Here is a 20,208-nt window from a genome sequence, read left to right on the forward strand (position 1 = left end):
CGGCGCTACACGCCGATGCGGCGCCACGGCCCCCAGATCGCGAACGTCATACCGCGACTTGCCTGGATGTTCACGAACAGGGTGTGGCCGTCCGGGCTGAACGTGGAACCGGCGAACTCGTCGCCCGACCGGTCGGTCCCGGTGCTGCTCGTGAGCCGGTTGAGGGCGATGTCGAAGAGCTGGCCGCGGCGGGTGAGGCCGCGAATGTAGTTGTCGTTGGTGTTGTCCTCGCAGACCACGAGCGTGCCCCGCGGGCTGGTGGTCACGTTGTCCGGGAAGTCGAGCACGTCCGGGCCGGGTGACTCGTACACGAGCCGGAGCGTCGACGTGCGGATGTGGTACGCCCAGATCTGCCCGCTGCCGTTGCCGTACCCGTCGGCGATCGGCCCCAGCGACGTCTCCGCCGGGCCGCCGCCCTGCGTGGAGGTGAAGTAGACGACGCCGTCGTCGTAGGCCGAGCCCTCCAGCCGGGAGAAGTACGCCGCGCCCTGCGCCCACCCCTGCCGCGCCACGTGGGTCAGCGCCGCGTCGTTTGTGGTCGGCGCCTGCTGGCCGGGCGTGTACGGGAAGGTGGGCGCCGGGTCGTCGATGTCCACCCACTCGACACGGTGGAAGCGCTGCCCGGACGAGGCCGCCAGGTCCAGGTTGGACCGCCCGCGGACCTTGAGCATCTGCAGCCGGCCGTGGTTGTCCAGCCGCCCGGCCGAACGCGGATGCCGCCGCGGCCGGTACCGGTAGAAGCCCGACGGCCAGCCGAAGTTGTCCTCGGTGAGGTAGAGGTGCCCGAACTCCGGGTCGTAGGCCACCGACTCGTGCGCGAAACGCCCCGCCGCGGTGAGCGGCTCGCCGCTGGCCCGGCCGCCGGCCGGCACCTCGAAGACGTAGCCGTGCGGCCGGGTGAGCGGCACGTTTGACGCGCCGGTGAAGTCCGGGCCCACGTCCGGCCCGTTCACCGTCTCCTCGCAGGTGACCCAACTGCCCCACGGCATGCGCCCGCCCGAGCAGTTCATCATCGTGCCGTTGCAGCTGGTGTATGAGCGCACCACCTCGCCGTACCGCGTCACCTCGACCGTGGTGGTCCCACCCTGCGCCATCGGGTCGTAGGCCCGGCCCGCGTCGCCGAAGGCCGGGCCGGGGTTGTTGACCTCGTGGTTGCGGACCAGGATGTACCGCCCGTCCCGGCCGCGGAAGGAGCCCATGCCGTCGTGCCGGCCGGGAAGGGCGGTGCCGTCGTCGAGCGTGACGGGAAACTCGGTGTCGTGGAACGAGCGGTAGTGGAAGCCGTCGGGCAGCCACAGCCGCACCTTGCCGTCGCGCAGGTCCGGGACCGGCCCGAGCCTTGGTGACGGTGTGGTGGAGGCCGCGGCGGAAGAACGGTTGACGAACCCGAGGAACGGTCCGCCGATCAGTGCACCACCCGCGGCCACGCCGCCGCGGAGGAGGGTACGCCGGTCAAGTTCAGCCATCCCATGATCCTGGACACGGGGTCACCCCTGCGCAACCTGCCGTTCAGGTCGAGTTCACAATCCCTGGGCCAGCCGGTGGTACGCCGCGTTCCACCGCAGCTCCTTCGCGAGGCCGCGGCGGGTGGTGTCGGCGTCGATGTGCACCAGCTCGATGCCGAGGTGGTCGGCAATGATCTGGACCTCGTCGCCCTGTACCGCCGTGGACAGCACCGTGTGGTGCGGACCGCCGGCCGACAGCCACCCCTCGGTGGACGTGCCGAAGTCCGGGCGCGGCTCCCAGACCGCACGGGCGACCGGCAGGTTGGGCAGCGGCGCGTCCGGGCTGACCAGGTCGATGTCGTTGGCCACCCACCGGAAGCGGTCGCCGAGGTCGGCCCACCCGACCACCACGCCGGGCCCGGTCGCCGCGGTGAACACCAGCCGCGCCGGGTCCTCCCGCCCGCCGATCGACAGCGGGTGCACCTCGACGCGCGGCCGCTCGCCGGCGATCGTGGGGCAGACCTCGAGCATGTGCGCGCCGAGGACCTTCGGGGTGCCGGGCGCGAGGTGGTACGTGTAGTCCTCCATGAAGGACGTCCCGCCCGGACGGCCGGCGCCGACCACCTTGAGGATCCGCAGCAGCGCCGAGGTCTTCCAGTCGCCTTCGCCGCCGAAGCCGTACCCGGCGGCCATCAGCCGCTGCACCGCGAGTCCGGGCAGCTGGCGCAGCCCGCCGAGGTCCTCGAAGTTGGTGGTGAACGCCTTGAACGAGCCCTCCTCCAGGAACGCCCGCAGCGCCGCCTCGACCCGCGCCTGGTAGCGCACGCTCTCGTGCCGGTCACCGCCCGGCCGCAGGTCCGGGGCCATGTCGTACGTGTCGAGGTACTCCTCGATCAGCGTGTCGACCTCGCCGGCCTTGACCCCCTCGACCACCTGGACGAGGTCGTTGACGCCCCAGGTGTTGATCGAGACACCGACCCGCAGCTCGGCCTCGACCTTGTCGCCCTCGGTCACCGCGACGTCCCGCATGTTGTCGCCGAACCGGGCCAGGCGCAGCGACCGCGCCTCGGCCACGCCGGCGCAGGCACGCGCCCAGGACCCGATCCGGGCCGCGACCGAAGGGTCGCTCACGTGGCCGGCGACGGTGGTACGCGGCACGCGCAGGCGGGTCAGCGCGAAGCCGAACTCGCGGTCGCCGTGCGCGGCCTGGTTGAGGTTCATGAAGTCCATGTCGATCGTCGCCCACGGCAGGGCGGCGTCGGCCTGTGTGTGCAGGTGCAGCAGCGGGCGGCGGAGGGTGTCCAGCCCGGAGATCCACATCTTGGCGGGGGAGAAGGTGTGCATCCACGCGATCACGCCGATACATGCCGGGTCTTCGTTGGCCCGACCCATCACCTGGCGGATGGCATCCGCGCTGGTCAGCACCGGCTGCCAGACGACCCTGGCCGGTATGCAGCCGCCCTCGTCCAGGGCGGCCGCAACCCGCTGGGACTGCTCGGCGACCTGGTGCAGGGTCTCCTCGCCGTAGAGCCCCTGGCTGCCGGTGAGAAACCAGACTTCCTTGCCGGTGTACGGATCTCCGGTCACAGCGGTCCCTTCGAAGGTGTGGCGCCGTGCGTCAGCGGGTGGCCCCGGCGCGGCGCTTGTTGTAGATGTCGAACGCCACCGCGAGGAGCAGGACCAGGCCCTTCACCACGGACTGCGTCGACTGGTCGATGCCCATGAGCTGCATGCCGTTGCTCATCACCGCCATGATCAGACCGCCGACCATGGCACCGACGACGGTGCCGACGCCGCCGGCCACGGCCGCTCCGCCGATGAACGCGGCGGCGATCGCATCGAGCTCGAACATGTTGCCGGCGGCCGGTTGCGCGCCGTTGGAACGCGAGGAGTAAATGACGCCGGCGGTACCGGCGAGCAGCCCCATGTTCACGAATATCCAGAAGTTGACCTTGCGCACCTTCACGCCGGAGAGCGTGGCGGCGGACAGGTTGCCGCCGATCGCGTACACCTGGCGGCCGAAGACGGTGTTCTGGGTCATCAGCCCGTACGCGATCACCAGCACGGCCAGGATGATCAGCACGATCGGCAGGCCGCGGGCGTGGGCCAGCTGCCAGGCGAAGTACATGACCACCGCGCCGACCAGCAGCACCCGTGCGACGAACAGGGGGAACGACTCCACCGACTGCTGGTACCGGATCCGGGCCAGGCGGGTGCGGAACACGCTCACCGCGTACCCGATCACGGCGACGGCCGCGATGAGCAGGGTGAACGCGTCGTAGCCCTGCCCGCCGAGCAGGCCGTTGAGGAAGCCGCTGGCGACCTTCTGGTACTCGCTCGGGAACGGCGAGAGCGAGATGTTGTCGAGCACCTGCAGGGTCAGGCCGCGGAAGAGCAGCATGCCGGCGAGCGTGACGATGAACGCGGGCATGCCCACGTACGCCACCCAGAAGCCGTGCCACGCGCCGACCGCGACACCGACGGCGAGGGCGGCCGCGACGCCGACCCACCACGGGTACCCCTGCTGGATGACCAGCACGGCGGAGACCGCGCCGGTCAGCGCGACCACCGAGCCCACCGACAGGTCGATGTGCCCGGCGATGATCAGGATGACCATGCCGATCGCGAGCACCAGGATGTACGAGTACTGGAGCACGATGTTGGTGATGTTGCCGGGGCTGAGCAGCACGCCGTCGGTCAGGAACGCGAAGAGCGCCACGATGACGACGAACGCGATGTAGATGCCGCTCTGCCGCAGGTTGCGCAGGATGAGCGTGCGCGGGTCGCTGGTGCCGGCGTGCAACGCCACGGCGGGGGCACTCCCGGACGACGCGAGCTCCGGTGTCGCGTCGGGCTTGATGCTGGTCATCCGGCGAGCTCCTTCTCCTTCGTCATGAGCGCCATGAGGTTTTCCTGGGTGGCCTGGTCGACCGGCAGCTCACCGGTGATCCGCCCGGCCGAGAGCGTGTAGATCCGGTCGCACATCCCGAGCAGCTCGGGCAGCTCGGACGAGATCACGATGACCGCCTTGCCCTGCGCGACGAGGCGGTTGATGATCGTGTAGATCTCGTACTTGGCGCCGACGTCGATGCCGCGGGTGGGCTCGTCCAGGATCAGCACGTCCGGGTCGGTGAACAGCCACTTCGACAGCACCACCTTCTGCTGGTTGCCGCCGGACAGCGTGCCTACCGGGTCCATGACGCTTGGCGTCTTGATGTTCATGTCCTGCCGGCTCTCCTCGGCGATCTTGATCTCCTCGTTGCCGTTGACCCAGCCGGCGGTGGAGAGCTTGCCGAGCGCCGCGGCTGAGACGTTGGCCCGCACGTCGGCGATGAGGTTGAGGCCGTACCGCTTGCGGTCCTCGGTCGCGTACGCGATGCCGTTGTCGATCGCCTCCGCGACGCTGCGCGCCTTGACCGGCCGGCCGTGCATGAAGAGGCGGCCGCTGATGTCCCGCCCGTACGAGCGGCCGAACACGCTCATCGCGAGCTCGGTGCGTCCGGCGCCCATCAGCCCGGCGATGCCGACGACCTCGCCGGCCCGCACCGTGAGGCTGGCGCCGTCGACCACCTTGCGGGGCTGGACCGGATGCCACACGGTCCAGTCCTCGATCCGCAGCACCTCGTCGCCGGGCGTGGAGACCCGGTCGGGGTAGAAGCTGTCCAGGTCGCGGCCGACCATGCCGCGGATGATCCGCTCCTGGGTCACGTCGCCGGCGCGCATGTCGATCGTCTCGACCGTGCGGCCGTCGCGGATCACGGTCGTGGAGTCGGCGATCGCGGTGATCTCGTTGAGCTTGTGCGAGATCATGATGCAGGTGATGCCCTCGTCGCGCAGCCGCCGCAGCAGGTTCAGCAGGTGCGCGGAGTCGATGTCGTTGAGCGCCGCCGTCGGCTCGTCGAGGATCAGCAGGCGCACCTCTTTGGACAGTGCCTTGGCGATCTCGACCAGCTGCTGCTTGCCGACGCCCAGCTGGATCACGGGGGAGACCGGGTTTTCGTCCAGGCCGACGGAGGTCAGCAGCCGTCCCGCGTCGGCGTTGGTGCGGTTCCAGTCGATGAAACCGCCGCGCCCGCGCCGCTCGTTGCCGAGGAAGATGTTTTCCGCGATCGACAGGTAGGGCACCAGGGCCAGCTCCTGGTGGATGATGACGATCCCGACGGCCTCGCTGTCGCGGATGCCGCCGAAGTGCACCGCCCGCCCGTCGAAGACGATCTCGCCGTCGTAGCTGCCCGTCGGGTACACCCCGGACAGCACCTTCATCAGGGTCGACTTGCCCGCCCCGTTTTCACCGCAGATCGCGTGGATCTCCCCGCGCCGGACGGCGAGCGACACGTCCTCGAGGGCCGTCACACCGGGGAAGCGCTTGGTGATCCCGCGCATCTCGAGCAGTACGTCGTCGTCCATCCGTCCTCCTTCGTCACCGGCCAACAGCCAGGTGTCGGGCCCGGCGGTCGTGCCCCGCCGAGCCCGACCGGTTCCGTTACTTGGCCTGGCCGGCGGCGACTTCCTCCGCCGTGTAGTAGCCGGAGTCGATGAGCTCCTTCTTGATGTCGTCCTTGTAGACGGTCACCACGGGCAGCAGGTACGACGGCACGACCTTGACGCCATTGTCGTACGTCTTTGTGTCGTTGGCCTGCGGCGCCTGCTTCTTCAGGAACGCCTCGGCCGCGATGACGGCCTGCTCGGCGAGGAGCCGGGTGTCCTTGAAGATCGTCGAGCTCTGCACGCCGTCATTGATCAGCTTGACCGACGCGATCTCGGCGTCCTGGCCGGTCACCACCGGGATCGGGTTGGCGGCCGTGCCGTAGCCCGCGTTCTGCAGGGCGGTGATGATGCCGCGGGACAGGCCGTCGTACGGCGACAGCACGCCGTTGACCTTGCTGCCGTCGTTGTACGTGGAGGTCAGCAGGTCCTCCATGCGCTTCTGCGCGGTCTCCTGCTGCCAGCGCAGGATGGCCACCTTCTCGATGTTGGTCTGGCCCGACTTGACCACCAGCGACTTGTTGTCGATGAACGGCTTGAGCGTGTCCATCGCGCCGTCGAAGAAGAAGTGGGCGTTGTTGTCGTCGAGCGAGCCGGCGAAGAGCTCGATGTTGAACGGCCCGGTCTTGTCGCCCTTGGCGCCGTCCTTGGTCTGCAGCCCCAGACCGGTCAGCAGCGCGTTGGCCTGCGCAACGCCGACCTTGTAGTTGTCGAAGCTGACGTAGAAGTCGACGTTCTTGCTGTCCCGGATCAGCCGGTCGTAGGCGATCACCGGGATCTTCTTGTCGGCGGCCGCCTGCAGCTGGCCGCTCAGCGCCGTGCCGTCGATGGCGGCGATGATCAGGACGTCCGCGCCCTGCGTGATCATCTGGTCGACCTGCTGGGACTGGGTGGGGATGTCGTCACCCGCGTACTGCAGGTCGACCTTGTACCCCTTGCCCTCCAGCTTCTCCTTGACCGAGTTGCCGTCGGCGATCCAGCGCTCCGAGGTCTGTGTGGGCATCGAGACGCCGATGGTCAGGTCCTTAGGGTCCTGACCTGAGGTGTCGGTGTCCCCACCGGCGCCCTCACCGCCACAGGCCGCGAGGCTGAGCGCCAGGACGGCGCCGCCCAGAGCAGCCAGGAGCTTTCTGTTCACGTTATCTCCCCTCCGGGACAGGTCGCATCCACGCATGATGATCAGGTAGAGCCACATTGTTAGCGCTCACATCTGTGCCGTCAAGGCCCCTTGGTGGCATCCCGGCGTCACGGTCTCGTAACGAGTCCGACCCGGTAGCGCCAGCGAGTGGAACCCCGTCCCGACCTGGGCCGTCGCGGACCCGGTGGCCGATTTGCGGTGGAATGGCAACTCGCGGGCGCGGCTCCGTCAGGCCGCCCCGATCGTGCCAGGTTGGTGCCCGTGTGATCGTTCTCAGCGCGGCCCGCGGGGGTCCATAGTGGAGGGATCGGTCGCGCGGGTCGTGGTGGCGGCTGCCGCTGGCAAGACTACGTGGCGCCGGCGGCAGGCGCTTCGCGACACGGTGCACGCGGGGACACCGGCCGGCGCTGAGGTCCGCGGAGGCGAGCTGCCCGCGCTGGCTGCCCAGTGGTGGTGGCACGCGCTTCGCGACACGATCCCCGAGGACGCATCGACCGGCGCCGTGGCCGGCGGTGGCGAACTGCGCGGGTAGGCCGCCGCCTGATCCGCGGCCGGCTCCCGCAGGCGGCAGGCGGCGGTGGACCGGGAGCGTAATTCCGGCCTGGCGGTCCGCGACGGTGACCCGTTGACGCCGCACTATTCCTGGTCCCTGGCGAGGGAGGGTGCGGCGAGCGAGTGGCCGTTCGCACTGGTGCGCGCGGTGTGCAGGCTTGTGCGCGCCCGCGGGTCGCGGTTGCGGAGGGACGCCGGCCTCACACACGTGCTGGTTTCTGTCCGAGACGCGGTCGGGCTGCGGTGGCGAGGAGACACCGAGATGCTCGTGTCCGCCCCGGATGCGGTTGGGCCACTGCGGCGAACGGACGCCGACCCTTCTCGCGTGCCGGGTTCCGTCCGGGGCGCGGTCGGGCCCGGGTGGCGAGGGGACGCCGACGTGCTGGTTTCCGTCCCGGGCACGGTCGGGCCGCGGTGGCGGAGGGGCGTTTCCGTCCTGGACGCAGTTGGGGCGTGGCGGTGGAAGGAAGCCGGCGTCCCGGGCGCGGTTCGACCCCCGCGGCTAAGCGACCCCAACCCCACAAGCCGGCGCCACCGATCAGCCCCGCCCCCACCGGACGGCGTGCCCGCCGCGGCGGCGGCCAAGCCGGGCCGGGGCGAACCGGCCCTGCTCGGCGGACTGGCCGGGGCGCTGCCGCGGCCCGGCTGGTCGGTGTTCATCGCTTGCGTGGGGTGATCAGCCGCTGGAGCAGGATGAACGCGAACAGCAGCGCGCCGATCACGATCTTCGTCCACCAGGAGCTGAGCCGGCCGTCGAAGGTGATCAGCGTCTGGATGAGGCCCAGCACGAGCACGCCGAGCACCGTGCCGAGGACGAAGCCTGAGCCGCCGGTCAGCAGGGTGCCGCCGATGACGACCGCGGCGATGGCGTCGAGCTCCATGCCGACGGCGTGCAGGCTGTTGCCGGAGAGCATGTAGAAGCTGAGCAGCACGCCGCCGAGTGCGGAGCAGAAGCCGCTGATCGTGTACACCGAGATGCGGGTGCGGGCGATCGGCAGGCCCATGAGGTGCGCGGAGCGGGGGTTGCCGCCGATCGCGTAGGTGTTGCGGCCCAGCCGGGTGAAGGCCAGGACGTACGCCGCGATGAGGACGACGACCAGCGCGATCACCACGCTGGGGGAGACGAAGTTGTCGCCGAGGCGGACCTTCGACTGGGCCATCGACGTCCAGAACGGGTCGTCGATCGTGATCGACGAGGTGCCGATCGTGTAGCAGAGGCCGCGGGCGAGGAACATGCCGGCGAGCGTGACGATGAACGGCTGGATCTCGAAGTAGTGGATGATGCAGCCCATGCCGAAGCCCAGCGTGGAGCCGATCAGCAGCACCAGTGGCAGCACCACGAACGCGGGCCAGCCCTGCTCCTCCAGCAGCGTGGCGGAGACCATCGTGGTGAGGGCGACCACCGCGCCGACCGACAGGTCGATGCCGCCGGTCAGGATCACGAACGTCATGCCGACCGCGACCACGAGCAGGAAGCCGTTGTCGATGAACACGTTGAGCACGACCTGCGGGTCGCTGAACGCCTCGTACTGCACGACGCCGCTGCCGTACATCACGGCGAGCAGGGCGAGGGTGGCGTAGAGCGGCAGGTACCGGCGCTGCTGCGGCCGCGCCAGCCGGGAGCGCACCTCGGCGAACGTCGTCATGCCGGCACCTCCACCTTCTCCGCCGTGGCGGAGGTCGGGCCGGCCGGTGGTGGCGCGGGTCGTCGGCGGCCCTGGAAGACCTTGGCCCGGAAGGCGGGCGACTGCACCAGGCAGACGATCGTCACCACGAGGGCCTTGAACAGCAGCGTGGTCTCCGGCGGGATGCCGGTCGTGTAGATGGTCGTGGTCAGCGTCTGGATGAGCAGGGCGCCGACGACGGTACCGGCGATCGAGAACCGCCCGCCCGCGAGTGAGGTGCCGCCGATGACGACCGCGAGGATGGCGTCGAGCTCGTACCAGAGGCCGGCGTTGTTGCCGTCCGCGCTGGAGACGTTTGAGCTGATCATCAGGCCGGCGACGCCGGCGCAGAGTCCGGCCACGATGTACGCCATCAGCGTGATCCGCCGCGAGTGGATGCCGGCCAGCCGGCTCGCCTCGGCGTTGCCGCCGACCGACTCGATCAGCATGCCGAGCGCCGTGCGGCGGGTGAGCAGCACGGCGAGCGCGGTGACCGCGAGCGCGATCAGGATCGCGAACGGCACGGTGAACAGATAACCGCCACCGATCAGCTTGTACGGCGAGCTGTTGATCGTGATGATCTGCCCGTCGGTGATCAGCTGGGCGAGGCCGCGGCCGGCGACCATCAGGATGAGCGTCGCGATGATCGGTTGTATCCCGACGACGGCGACGAGGAACCCGTTCCACGCGCCGAGCAGCAGGGCCAGCCCGAGCGCGAGTGCGACGGCGACGAGCACGCCGGACACGCTGTTCTGGTCGCCCTGCTCACTGATCCGCCAGCAGGCGAGGGCGCCGCAGATCGCCACCACCGAGCCGACCGACAGGTCGATGCCGCCGGTCGCGATGACCAGCGTCATGCCGAGCGCCACCATGATCAGCGGGGCGCCGAAGCGGACGATGTCGATCAGGCTCCCGTACAGGTGGCCGTCGCGCACCTCGACCTTGAAGAAGGTCGGCGTGAAGATCAGGTTGGACAGCAGCAGGACCACCAGCATGGTGACCGGCCAGAACAGGCGATGCTTGACCAGGGTGTTCACGGCTTGGCTCCACTGGCGATGGTTTCCATGACGCGGTCGACGTCGAGGGAGTCGTTGTTGGGCAGCTCGGCGATCAGCTGGCGGTCGCGCAGCACCGCGACCTTGTGGGACAGGCGCAGCACCTCCTCCAGCTCCGCGGAGACGAAGAGCACCGCCATGCCGCCGTCGGACAGCTGGGCGACCAGGCGCTGGATCTCGGCCTTGGCGCCGATGTCGATGCCCCGCGTGGGCTCGTCGAGGATCAGCAGCCGCGGCTCGGTGATCAGCCAGCGGGCCAGCAGCACCTTCTGCTGGTTGCCGCCGGAGAGGTTGCGCACCAGGGCCTCCGGGTTGGCCGGCCGGATGTCCAGCGCCTTGACGTACTTGGCGACGAGGTCGTCCTGGCGCCGGCGGGGATCGGCCGGGTCCAGCCGCGGGTGGCCTGCATGGCGAGGATGATGTTCTCCCGCACGGTGAGCTCCTCGATGAGCCCTTCGGTGCGGCGGTTTTCCGAGCAGAACGCGATGTCGTGGGCCATCGCGGTGCGCGGCCCGCGCATGGTGACCGGGCGGCCGTCGACGGCGAGCTGGCCGTGGTCGGCGCGGTCCGCGCCGTACAGCAGTCGGGCCACCTCGGTGCGGCCGGAGCCGAGCAGGCCGGCCAGGCCGACCACCTCGCCCTTGTGGATGGTGAGGCTGAACGGCGCGACCGCGCCCTTGCGCCCCAGCTCCCGCGCGTCGACCAGGGGCACGTCGTCCTCCTGGAAGCGCTTGGGCCGCTCCTCCAGGCGCTCGAGGACCTCCAGCTCCTTGCCGATCATCTTGCCGATCAGGTCGATCAGCGTGAGCTCGCTCGTCGGGTACTCGCCGACCAGCCGGCCGTTGCGCAGCACCGTGATCCGGTCGGCGATCTCGTAGACCTGGTCGAGGAAGTGGGTGACGAAGAGGATCGCGATGCCCTCCTGCTTGAGCTGCCGCATCACCCGGAACAGCTGCTGCACCTCGCCGGCGTCCAGGCTGGAGGTGGGCTCGTCGAGCACCAGCACCTTGGCGTCGATGTCGATCGCGCGCGCGATGGCGACCATCTGCTGGACGGCGAGCGAGTACGTGCCGAGCATCGCCGACACGTCGATGTCGATCTGGAGCCGGCGCAGCAGCTCGCGCGCCCGCCGCTCCACCGTGGACCACCTGATGTGGCCGAACACGCGCGGCTCGCGGCCGATGAAGATGTTTTCCGCCACCGAGAGGTTGGGGCAGAGGTTGATCTCCTGGTACACGGTGCTGATACCGGAGTGCTGCGCCTGCAGCGGCCCGGTGAACTCCACCGGCTGGCCGTCCAGCACGATGCTGCCCTGGTCGATGTCGTAGACCCCGGTGAGCACCTTGATGAGGGTGGACTTGCCTGCGCCGTTTTCACCCATGAGCGCGTGCACCTCGCCCGGCACCAGCCGGAAGTCGACCTCGCTCAGTGCCTTGACGCCCGGAAACTCCTTGCTGATCCCGGTCATCGTCAGGATGGCCTCGGTCACCTGACCGCCCTTCTCGGAAGAGGGCCGCCCCGCCCGCCGCGCTGGGGCGGGGCGGCCGCTTCGTGTGTCAGTACTGCCGCTCGGGGAGGGCGGCCTTGGCTTGTTCCTGGGTGAAGGTGGTCTCCTTGGTGATCACGCGGGTTTCGACGGTTTCGCCGGCGTGGACCTTTTTGACCAGTTCCATGAGTTGTGGGCCGAGCAGGGGGGAGCACTCGACGATGAAGTTGATTTTGCCGTCGGCGAGGGCTTGCATGCCGTCTTTGACGGCGTCGACGGTGATGATTTTGATGTCGGTGCCGGGTTTCTTGCCGGCGCCTTCGATGGCTTCGATGGCGCCCAGGCCCATGTCGTCGTTGTGGGCGTAGAGCACGTCGATGTCGGGGTTGGACTTGAGGAAGGCTTCCATGACTTCTTTGCCCTTGGCCCGGGTGAACTCGCCGGTCTGCGAGGCGACGATCTTGAATTTGGGTTCGGTGGCGATGACGTCGCCGAAGCCCTTCATCCGGTCGTTGGCGGGGCGGAGCCGGTGGTGCCTTGCAGTTCGACGATGTTGACCGGGTCGGTGCTGCTGGCGTACTCCTTGACCAGCCAGTCACCGGCTTTTTTGCCTTCTTCGATGAAGTCGGAGCCGATGAAGGTCTTGTAGAGGCTGGTGTCGGGGGAGTCGATGGCCCGGTCGGTGAGGATGACCGGGATCTTGGCGTCCTTGGCTTCTTTCAGGACGGTGTCCCAGCCGGACTCGACCACCGGGAGAAGGCGATGATGTCGACCTTCTGCTGGATGAACGAGCGGATGGCTTTGATCTGGTTTTCCTGTTTCTGCTGGGCGTCGGAGAACTTCAGGTCGATCCCGGCCGTTTTGGCCGATTCCTGGATCGACTTGGTGTTCGCGGTACGCCAGCCGCTTTCGGCACCGACCTGGGAGAACCCGAGGGTGATCTTCCCATCGTCCGAACCGGAACCGGCGCCGTCGCCGCCACCGCACGCCGTCACGGTGACGGCGGCCAGCAGGCCGGCGGCAACCGCCGCGGACCATCTCCTGAGCATCGCTTTCCTCCTGACACGAAAGTTGATGCGAACCGCGCTAGGTGAGCGTTAACATTGACATCCGTGACGAGCCTCGTCGGGAGAACGAGGAGCGTCGTGCTGCTGGCCCTATCCAGGTCTGAGGATCCACACGCCACGGGAGATTGACGTGGGTCGCGGAAGTGGCCTGAATCACCATCCGCGAACGAGAATGTTACCGTTCTCTACTCACGCGTCAAGAGATGATCCCGATCTGTTGCCGATGCGTTGCCACCGGGCACTACTAACGCGAGGCGGCTCCGAGGGCTAACTTGTGATCGGTAACAACTGGGCTCAGGGGGCGATGTGGCAGGGAAGCGACCGGCGGCCGACGACGGGCAGGCCGCGCGGGCCGAGGGCATGGTGCCGGTCCAGCCCCGTGGCTCGGTCATGCGCGACGTCGCCCGGCTCGCCGGCGTCTCGCACCAGACCGTGTCGCGGGTGCTCAACGAACATCCGAACGTGCGCCAGGAGACCCGCCTGCGGGTCCTGGAGGCGATGCAGGCGCTCAACTACCGCCGCAACCTCGCGGCGCGCACGCTGGTCACCCGGCGCTCCGGGACGCTCGGCGTGGTCGGCCTGGAGACCACCCTCTTCGGTCCGGCCTCGATGCTGTACGGGATCGAGGACGCCGCCCGCACCGCCGGCTACTTCGTGACGGTCGCTTCGGTGCGCACCCTCGAGCGCCGCTCGGTGCTGGAGGCCGTCGACCGGCTCTGCCAGCAGTCGGTGGAGGGGATCATCGCGATCGCGCCGAAGCCCGCCGTGACCAACGCGCTGGTCCAGGTGCCCTCGGGCCTGGCCAGCGTCGGCGTCGGGGGCGGGGCGGACGACGACGCGGTGCCGACGGTGCGGATCGACAACGCGGCCGGCGCCCGCCTGGCCACCCAGCACCTGCTCGACCTCGGGCACGCCACGGTGCACCACGTCGCCGGCCCGACGGACTGGCCCGAGGCGCGCGAGCGGATCGAGGGCTGGCGCGGCACGCTGTACGCGGCGGGTGCGCCGGTGCCGCCCGTGGAGGCGGGCTCGTGGAGCGCGCAGTCCGGGTACGAGCAGGGGCAGGCGCTCGCACGCGATCCGGCGGTCACCGCGGTCTTCTGCGGCAACGACCAGATCGCGCTCGGCGTGCTCCGCGCGCTGCAGGAGGCCGGCCGCCGGGTGCCGCAGGACGTCAGCGTGGTCGGCTTCGACGACATGCCCGACTCCGGCTACTTCCTGCCGCCGCTGACCACGATCCACCAGGACTTCGCCGAGCTGGGGCGGCGCAGCCTCGGCGTGCTGCTGGACCAGATCAAGCAGTCCGACCAGCGCCCGCCGGACCACGTCCTGCTCTCGCCGGAGCTCGTCGTGCGGGCCAGTACCGCCGGCCCGTCCTGACCCCCGCGGGCCCGGCAGGGCCCCGCGCAAACGGTCCGCAGGTGCGGCGGACGCGGGCAAACCCCGCTCGTCCGTCCTTTTTGGACGTGGACCGCCCTCGATGCCGCCGCCCCGCGCGGGGACAGGCCGGACGGCGCCGGGCTGGTACCCTGCGGGCGTGATCATCTTCGGACTGTCCGTCTTCTACTTCATGGGCTTGATCGGCAAGGGTCGCTTCGCCTGTCCCAACTGCGGCGGCGACCGCGACTACGAGCACCGCACCGCACGCCGCTTCTTCACCCTCTTCTTCGTCCCGGTGATCCCGCTGGACAAGGTGGGCGAGGTCGTGCGGTGCCAGACCTGCCGGGTGCGCTTCGACCCGGCCGTGCTCACCGCGCCGACCAGCGCCCAGCTCGCCAGCGCGCTGCCGGCCGGCATGCGTGCCGTCGCGGCCGTCGTGCTGCGTGCCGGCGGCACGTCCGAGGCCGCCATCGCCGCCGCCCTCTCCGCCGTGCGCGCGGCCGGCGGGCAGGGGTACGACGTGACGCACCTGCAGGCCGACCTGAGCCAGCCCGCCGAAGCGGCCGCCGAGCCGCTGCGCGCCCTGTCGGCGCACCTGACGCTGGACGCCCGCGAGCGCTACCTCGCCGACGGCGCCCGCATCGGCCTCGCCGACGGCCCGCTCACCCCCACCGAGCGGGACGCGCTCGGCTGGCTCGCCAACGCCCTCGGCCTCACGCCGGCGCACGCGCTGGGCGTCATCACGACCGTGGAGCAGGCCGCCCGCATGGGGTAGCCGGCCCGCGCGGTTGAGCCACCCGGCGCCGGGTAACCGCGTCGGGACGGCACGACCGGGAGGGCAAACCATGTCACGGTACGGGGACGAGGTCGCCGCGCTCGCCGCGCCGCTCGCGGGGGCGGGTGACCTCGACGTCCTGCTCGACCGGGTCGGCACGGCCCGGGTCGTGATGCTGGGGGAGGCCAGCCACGGCACGCACGAGTTCCACCACTGGCGGGCGCAGCTCACCGAGCGGCTGATCGAGGAGGCCGCCTTCTCGTTCGTCGCCGTGGAGGGGGACTGGCCCGACTGCGACCGGATCGACCGCAGCGTCCGGCTGGAGGAGGGCGCGCCGCAGGACCCGCGGGACGCGCTCGCGACGTTCGCGCACTGGCCGACCTGGCTGTGGGCCAACGACGAGACCGCCGCCTTCTGCCAGTGGCTGCGCTGGCACAACGCGCACACCGAGCCCGAGGTGCGCGCCGGTCTGCACGGCCTCGACGTGTACTCGCTCTGGGAGTCGCTGCGCGAGATCGTCGCGTACCTGCGCACGCACGACCCCGACCAGGTGGCCGCCGCGCTCGCCGCGTACCGGTGCTTCGAGCCCTACGCGCACGACGCCGGGCTGTACGCGCTGGCGTCCCGCTTCGTCGCCTCCGCCTGCGAGGACGAGGTCGTCGACCTGCTCGCGCGGGCGCGCGCCGCCGGGCCGCGGCGGTTCGGCGTGTGGCAGAACGCCGAGGTCGTGGCCGGCGCCGAACGCTACTACCGCGCCATGGTGCGCGGCGGCACCGAGTCCTGGAACGTGCGCGACCGCCACATGGACGCCACCCTCGCCCGCCTGCTCGACCGCTACGGCCCGGAGTCGAAAGCCGTCGTGTGGGCGCACAACACGCACGTCGGCGACGCGCGCGGCAGCGACATGGCGCGCCGCGGCGAGGTGAGCCTCGGGCAGCTCGCCCGCGAGCGGTACGGCGCGGACGACGTCGTGCTGGTCGGCTTCGGCAGCCACCACGGCACGGTCGTGGCCGGCGAGGGCTGGGGCGCGCCCGCCGAGGAGATGGTGGTACCGCCGGCGCGCGAGACCTCCGTCGAGGGCGTGCTGCACGCGGCGGCCCCCGGGCGGGCGATGTTCGTCTTCCCCCGTGGCGACGGGCGGCCGGACCTGCTCACCGACACGCTCGAGCACCGCGCGATCGGCGTGGTGTACGACCCGGAACGCGACCCGTGGAGCAACTACGTGCCCGCGGTGCTGGGCGAGGTGTACGACGCGTTCTGCTGGTTCGACGAGACACGCGCGGTCAGCCCGATGCGGGTGGCGCCCGCGCCCGTGTTCGAGCCCGAGACGTACCCGACGGGCCTCTGACGCCGTCAAGCCTTGGTTGCCGTTATATCCTCGCATCCGATATATTGGCGGCGTGACGACGATCCCGATGCGTGAGCCCACGTTCCTCATCCTCACCGCGCTGGCCCGCGGGCCGCTGCACGGCTACGGCCTGATCAGCGAGGTCGCGGCGCTGTCCGGCGGCCGCCTCGCGCTGCGCCCCGGCACGCTCTACGGCGCGCTCGACCGCCTGGCCGACGACCGCCTCGTCGCGGCCGACCGGGAGGAGGTGGTCGACGGCCGGCTGCGCCGCTACTACCGCCTCACCGACGAGGGCGACGCCGCGCTGCGCGCCGAGACCGAGCGGATGCGCCGCAACGTCGAGGCCGCCGAGGAGCGACTGCGCGTGCGCCGCCCGGCCCGCGCCGCCACCCCGCGCCCGGCGGGAGGTGCCGCGTGAGCCCGCTCGAGGCGCGCTACCGCCGGCTGCTGCGGCTCTACCCCGCGGACTACCGCGCGGAGCGCGGCGAGGAGATGGTCGGCACGTACCTGCAGATGGTCCGGAACGGTCAGCGGTGGCCGCGCGCCGCCGACGTGGCCGACCTCGTCGCGGGCAGCCTGCGCCAGCGCGTGCGCGCCGCGGGCCCGGCCTTCGCCGGCGGCCGGCACGCCGCCGCGGTGCTCGCGCTGGCCACGGCCGGCGCGCTGGCCGCGATCTGGCTGCTCTACGTCGAGCTGACCGGGGAGCGGCACTTCGGCCCGTTCCGCGGCCTGGGCGGTCTGGTGTGGCTGGCCTGGCTGGCCGCGGCGGTGCTGCCGGTGGCGTCGAGCGGCCGCGCGCACCGCTGGACGGTCGCCGGCGCGCTGGCCGCGACGGTGGCGGTGGTGCCGGTGTCGGCGCTGGTCCCGGTCGACCGGCCGGCGCTGATGGAGCTGCTGCCGCAGTTCGCGCTCGGCGTGGTCGCGCTGGGCCTGGACGGCCGCGGCACCCGCGCCAACCCGGCGGTCCCAGCGGTCGCGACGTCCGTGACGGCGGCCGTGCTGCTGTTGTTCTGCCTGCCGTACAGCCCGCTGCCCGCGGGCTTCGGGGTGTCCTACGGTTACCGGGCCGAGGTCCACTCGGTGGCGCCGGCGGCCGGGGCCCTGCTCGCCGCCGCGGGACTGGCCTGCGCCGCCCTGCTGCGCGCGCGGGGCCTCTGGGCACTCACGCTGCTCGCGACGCCGGTGGCGCTCTGTTTCGTCGAGCCGGTGGCCCGCCGCATCAGCGGCAAGCGGCCGTGGAACCCGGCCGACTTCGACGACCTGGTGCTCGCGTCGGTGGGGCTCACGGGGGTCGCGGTGGTGGTCGTTCTCGGACTCCAGGTGGCGGCCCGCCGGGCGAGCGCTTAGCCGGGCTGGTGCGGTCAGCGGGCCACCGACAGCGCGAACGGCACCGGGCCGAGCGCCGCCACCAGCGGCCGCACCATCAGCGCGAACGACTCCGGCCACCAGGCGTTCGCCACACCGCCCAGGTCGACGATCCACTCCGGGCGCCAGCCCAGGTCGCCGAGGAGCGTGGCGACCACGCCCTTGGCGGCCGGGTCGTCGCCGCACAGGAACGTCGACGGCGGCGTGCCGAGGCTGGCCGGCGCCGCCATCAGCGGGGCCGGGCCGACCGTGTTCAGGGCCTTGACCACGCGGGTGCGGGGCAGTGCCCGCTGGAGCTCGGCGGCCAGGTTGTCGTGCACGCGGCGGGCCGCGAAGCCATCCGGACCGATCTCGACCGGGTTCGCCACGTCGACGAGGACCGCGCCGGCCAGCTGCGCCGCCAGGCCGCGCAGGACGTCGAGGGCGACCGCGCCGGGCAGCGCGTTGACGACGACCTCCGCGCCGGTCGCGGCCGCCGCCAAGGTGTCGCGGGTACCGGTGCGCACCTCGTGCCCAGCCGCGGTGAGGGCGGGGACCAGTGCGCGCGCCACGTTGCCGGCGCCGAGGACGGTGATCATGGTCATGCCGGCGACGTTAGGGTGGGACGGTTCCGGACGGCAGTACGCACTTCGAGGTGCGTGAGGCACGCGAGGGTGCCCCTTGTCCGCGGTCACCGCTCGCGCGGCGTGCTCCTGAACCGCGCCGCTCTCAGGCGGCCAGCACCGCGCGCGCCGGAAAGGCCGGACCGCTCGCGCAGCGTGACGTCCTGCCCCGGGCGACGGCGACCTACCGCACCCCGGGCCCCACCGCGAACAACGCCTCCACAAGATCCACGCCGTCCAGCGTATGCCGGGGGACCGCCGCACCGGTCCCGGCAAACGACCGGTGCGGCGGCGCTTCCGGTCGCGGCGTCAGCGGACGCGGGTCATCCTGACCACGCGGGCCGACCACGGGCAGTACCGGTCGCTGGTCAGCGCGCCACTTTCCACATCGGACGGCAGGCCGTCGCAGAGCTCGATGGTGAAGTCGACGAACTCCACGTCGGCCGGGTCGAGGTGCCAGCTGTACCCGACGTTCACCTCGGGACCGGTGCGGACGATGAGCCCGTTCGGAAACTGGTTGCTCTGCAGGTTCAGGCTCGCGAACGCCGCGGTGACGTCCGCCGCCTCGACGAGGTGGATCCGGAAGTACTCGGTGTTGGCGCCTTCCCCGACGCGGAGCGTGGCGACGTACTCCCCGGCGGGCGCCGCAGCGGCCGGCGTGCCGGACACCGCCATCGCGACGGTGAGCGCCAGGCTGGACAGGACCGCCGTCATTCTGGCTCGCAAGAGGGCCTCCTCGTGGCTCGGGTCCAATGGATCCACAGCCATCCTGCTGCCCGCCGCTGTCACCGTCCTTTCAGATACCTGACACGGCGGTCAGGCGGCGGTGACGGTGCGCTCGTAGACGTCCGCCTCGTAGACGGCCGTCATGCCCACCGCGTGGTACAGGCGGGCCGCCTCGGTCGGGTTTTCCAGGTCGACACCGAGCCCGACCTTGGTCCGGCCCTTCGCCGCGTACAGCGCGAACGCCCGCCGCAGCAGGGCCTCCCCGACGCCGCGGCGGCGGTGCTCCCGCGCCACGGCGAGCATCTTCACCCAGCCCTCGTTGTCGACGAGGGAGTGGTTCGACGACTGCAGGATGCCGGCGGGCGTGCCGCCGTCGGCGGCCACGAGCCACTCGTCCCAGGCGACCGACTCCTGGCCGTCGACCCACTCGCGCCACCGCTCGTACGTGCGGGGCTGGTAGTCCGGCGTGTCCCGGAAGGCCGCGTCGAGGATTCCGTGGAACAGCCGCAGGTCGGCCTCGTCGCCCGGGTCGACCGGCCGGATCGTGATCCCGTCCGGCGTGGGCGGCGGCGTCGCCGGCACCCCCTCCAGCGAACGCTGCATCCGCGCGTACCGCTTCACGAACGCGAACCCGGCCTCCCGCAGCACCGCGATGTACGGCTTCTCGGTGGGGATCGCGCCGGCCCGCACGGTTACGGCCGGGTGGCCGCGCTCGCGGGCGCGCTCGGCGACGCGGGCCAGCGTCCGCGCCAGCAGCGGTGCCTGCGCCGGCAGCCCGAACTCGGGGTGCGTGTAGACCTCGACGAACTCGCGGTCGCCGCCGTTCTCGTTCTCCAGGTACGCCCAGCCGGCCAGCGAGCCGTCCGGTGCGTACGCCAGCAGCGAGTCCCGCTCGGCCGTCACGTACGGGCTGCCGGCGAGGGCGTCGCGCAGGTCGTCGGGGCTGAAGTCGGCCTGCCCGACCGCGGCCACGTCGCTCGCGTGCACCAGCGCGAGGATCTCGGTCAGGTCGTCGAGGGTCGGCGGGCGCGTGGTCCAGCCGGCGGGGAAGCTCACGCTCCGCATTCAACCCGGCCGGCGGGCGGGACGCACGACATTTTGCGCCCCGCCCGCCGCGCCG

General features: G+C 71.1%; 18 protein-coding genes and 1 pseudogene. 6 read left to right on the forward strand and 13 right to left on the reverse strand.

Going from position 1 to position 20,208, the window contains the following annotated elements; translation table 11 throughout:
- Nucleotides 1–5: 5 nt before the first annotated feature.
- From Phou_RS40570 to chvE, 5 genes are all read right to left on the reverse strand, one after another.
- The gene (locus Phou_RS40570; protein ID WP_173067862.1) at nt 6–1,466 is read right to left on the reverse strand and encodes a PhoX family protein; all 1,461 of its coding nucleotides are present in this window, start codon (nt 1,464–1,466) and stop codon (nt 6–8) included.
- Between the two features lie 54 nt (nt 1,467–1,520).
- The gene (gene araA / locus Phou_RS40575; RefSeq protein WP_173067865.1) at nt 1,521–3,032 is read right to left on the reverse strand and encodes an L-arabinose isomerase; all 1,512 of its coding nucleotides are present in this window, start codon (nt 3,030–3,032) and stop codon (nt 1,521–1,523) included.
- Nucleotides 3,033–3,063: 31 nt separating this feature from the next.
- Complete coding sequence (gene mmsB, locus Phou_RS40580) at nt 3,064–4,314, reverse strand: multiple monosaccharide ABC transporter permease (protein WP_173067868.1); 1,251 nt, start codon at nt 4,312–4,314, stop codon at nt 3,064–3,066.
- Complete coding sequence (gene mmsA, locus Phou_RS40585) at nt 4,311–5,852, reverse strand: multiple monosaccharide ABC transporter ATP-binding protein (RefSeq protein ID WP_173067871.1); 1,542 nt, start codon at nt 5,850–5,852, stop codon at nt 4,311–4,313. The genes mmsB and mmsA overlap by 4 nt, the downstream gene beginning before the upstream one ends.
- Before the next feature lie 76 nt (nt 5,853–5,928).
- A complete protein-coding gene (gene chvE / locus Phou_RS40590) occupies nt 5,929–7,068 on the reverse strand; it encodes a multiple monosaccharide ABC transporter substrate-binding protein (RefSeq protein ID WP_173067874.1) in 1,140 nt (379 codons plus the stop codon).
- Between the two features lie 298 nt (nt 7,069–7,366).
- On the opposite strand from chvE, the gene Phou_RS40595 reads away from it, so the two are divergent.
- A complete protein-coding gene (locus Phou_RS40595; RefSeq protein ID WP_173067877.1) occupies nt 7,367–7,600 on the forward strand; it encodes a hypothetical protein in 234 nt (77 codons plus the stop codon).
- Between the two features lie 676 nt (nt 7,601–8,276).
- On the opposite strand, the gene yjfF is transcribed toward Phou_RS40595, so the two are convergent.
- From yjfF to Phou_RS40615, 5 genes and pseudogenes are all read right to left on the reverse strand, one after another.
- On the reverse strand, nt 8,277–9,266 hold the full coding sequence (gene yjfF, locus Phou_RS40600) for a galactofuranose ABC transporter, permease protein YjfF (protein WP_173067880.1): 990 nt from the start codon (nt 9,264–9,266) through the stop codon (nt 8,277–8,279).
- Entirely contained in the window at nt 9,263–10,279 is a 1,017-nt protein-coding gene (locus Phou_RS40605) for an ABC transporter permease (RefSeq protein ID WP_173069049.1), read from the reverse strand. Before Phou_RS40605 ends, yjfF begins: the two co-directional genes overlap by 4 nt.
- A 38-nt stretch (nt 10,280–10,317) precedes the next feature.
- On the reverse strand, nt 10,318–10,671 hold the full coding sequence (locus Phou_RS56225) for an ATP-binding cassette domain-containing protein (protein WP_503827019.1): 354 nt from the start codon (nt 10,669–10,671) through the stop codon (nt 10,318–10,320).
- Nucleotides 10,584–11,828, reverse strand: coding sequence for a sugar ABC transporter ATP-binding protein (locus tag Phou_RS40610; RefSeq protein ID WP_503827018.1), 1,245 nt, complete (start codon nt 11,826–11,828; stop codon nt 10,584–10,586). The genes Phou_RS56225 and Phou_RS40610 overlap by 88 nt, the downstream gene beginning before the upstream one ends.
- Before the next feature lie 67 nt (nt 11,829–11,895).
- Nucleotides 11,896–12,874: pseudogene (locus Phou_RS40615) on the reverse strand (ABC transporter substrate-binding protein).
- A 408-nt stretch (nt 12,875–13,282) separates the two neighbouring features.
- Here Phou_RS40615 and Phou_RS40620 point away from each other — a divergent pair.
- The 5 genes from Phou_RS40620 to Phou_RS40640 all read left to right on the forward strand — a co-directional run bounded on the left by Phou_RS40620 (nt 13,283) and on the right by Phou_RS40640 (nt 17,742).
- Nucleotides 13,283–14,272 carry a LacI family DNA-binding transcriptional regulator gene (locus tag Phou_RS40620; RefSeq protein WP_173069052.1) on the forward strand — a complete coding sequence of 330 codons (990 nt, stop codon included), beginning with the start codon at nt 13,283–13,285 and terminating at the stop codon, nt 14,270–14,272.
- A gap of 157 nt (nt 14,273–14,429) precedes the next feature.
- A complete protein-coding gene (locus tag Phou_RS40625) occupies nt 14,430–15,047 on the forward strand; it encodes a zinc-ribbon domain-containing protein (RefSeq protein WP_173067883.1) in 618 nt (205 codons plus the stop codon).
- A gap of 70 nt (nt 15,048–15,117) precedes the next feature.
- A complete protein-coding gene (locus Phou_RS40630) occupies nt 15,118–16,395 on the forward strand; it encodes an erythromycin esterase family protein (RefSeq protein ID WP_173067886.1) in 1,278 nt (425 codons plus the stop codon).
- A 67-nt stretch (nt 16,396–16,462) separates the two neighbouring features.
- Nucleotides 16,463–16,813: a PadR family transcriptional regulator gene (locus Phou_RS40635; protein ID WP_173069055.1), complete on the forward strand. Its 351-nt coding sequence runs from the start codon at nt 16,463–16,465 to the stop codon at nt 16,811–16,813.
- Entirely contained in the window at nt 16,810–17,742 is a 933-nt protein-coding gene (locus Phou_RS40640; protein WP_173067889.1) for a hypothetical protein, read from the forward strand. Before Phou_RS40635 ends, Phou_RS40640 begins: the two co-directional genes overlap by 4 nt.
- 14 nt (nt 17,743–17,756) lie before the next feature.
- Here Phou_RS40640 and Phou_RS40645 read toward each other — a convergent pair whose 3' ends face one another.
- From Phou_RS40645 to Phou_RS40655, 3 genes are all read right to left on the reverse strand, one after another.
- On the reverse strand, nt 17,757–18,344 hold the full coding sequence (locus Phou_RS40645) for an NADPH-dependent F420 reductase (RefSeq protein WP_173067892.1): 588 nt from the start codon (nt 18,342–18,344) through the stop codon (nt 17,757–17,759).
- A 327-nt stretch (nt 18,345–18,671) separates the two neighbouring features.
- The gene (locus Phou_RS40650) at nt 18,672–19,076 is read right to left on the reverse strand and encodes a BP74-related protein (RefSeq protein WP_173067895.1); all 405 of its coding nucleotides are present in this window, start codon (nt 19,074–19,076) and stop codon (nt 18,672–18,674) included.
- Nucleotides 19,077–19,178: 102 nt separating this feature from the next.
- The gene (locus Phou_RS40655) at nt 19,179–20,153 is read right to left on the reverse strand and encodes a GNAT family N-acetyltransferase (protein ID WP_308784841.1); all 975 of its coding nucleotides are present in this window, start codon (nt 20,151–20,153) and stop codon (nt 19,179–19,181) included.
- Between the last annotated feature and the right edge of the window lie 55 nt (nt 20,154–20,208).

This window comes from Phytohabitans houttuyneae, from assembly GCF_011764425.1.
Classification (GTDB): Bacteria; Actinomycetota; Actinomycetes; order Mycobacteriales; family Micromonosporaceae; genus Phytohabitans; species Phytohabitans houttuyneae.

Coding starts and splice junctions, on each gene's coding strand:
- Phou_RS40620 (WP_173069052.1), top strand. CDS start 13,283: ATGCGCGACGTCGCCCGGCTCGCCGGCGTCTCGCACCAGACCGTGTCG.
- mmsA (WP_173067871.1), bottom strand. CDS start 5,852: ATGGACGACGACGTACTGCTCGAGATGCGCGGGATCACCAAGCGCTTC.
- Phou_RS40645 (WP_173067892.1), bottom strand. CDS start 18,344: ATGACCATGATCACCGTCCTCGGCGCCGGCAACGTGGCGCGCGCACTG.
- Phou_RS40655 (WP_308784841.1), bottom strand. CDS start 20,153: ATGCGGAGCGTGAGCTTCCCCGCCGGCTGGACCACGCGCCCGCCGACC.
- yjfF (WP_173067880.1), bottom strand. CDS start 9,266: ATGACGACGTTCGCCGAGGTGCGCTCCCGGCTGGCGCGGCCGCAGCAG.
- Phou_RS40605 (WP_173069049.1), bottom strand. CDS start 10,279: ATGCTGGTGGTCCTGCTGCTGTCCAACCTGATCTTCACGCCGACCTTC.
- Phou_RS40570 (WP_173067862.1), bottom strand. CDS start 1,466: ATGGCTGAACTTGACCGGCGTACCCTCCTCCGCGGCGGCGTGGCCGCG.
- Phou_RS40635 (WP_173069055.1), top strand. CDS start 16,463: ATGCGTGAGCCCACGTTCCTCATCCTCACCGCGCTGGCCCGCGGGCCG.
- Phou_RS40650 (WP_173067895.1), bottom strand. CDS start 19,076: ATGACGGCGGTCCTGTCCAGCCTGGCGCTCACCGTCGCGATGGCGGTG.
- mmsB (WP_173067868.1), bottom strand. CDS start 4,314: ATGACCAGCATCAAGCCCGACGCGACACCGGAGCTCGCGTCGTCCGGG.
- Phou_RS40630 (WP_173067886.1), top strand. CDS start 15,118: ATGTCACGGTACGGGGACGAGGTCGCCGCGCTCGCCGCGCCGCTCGCG.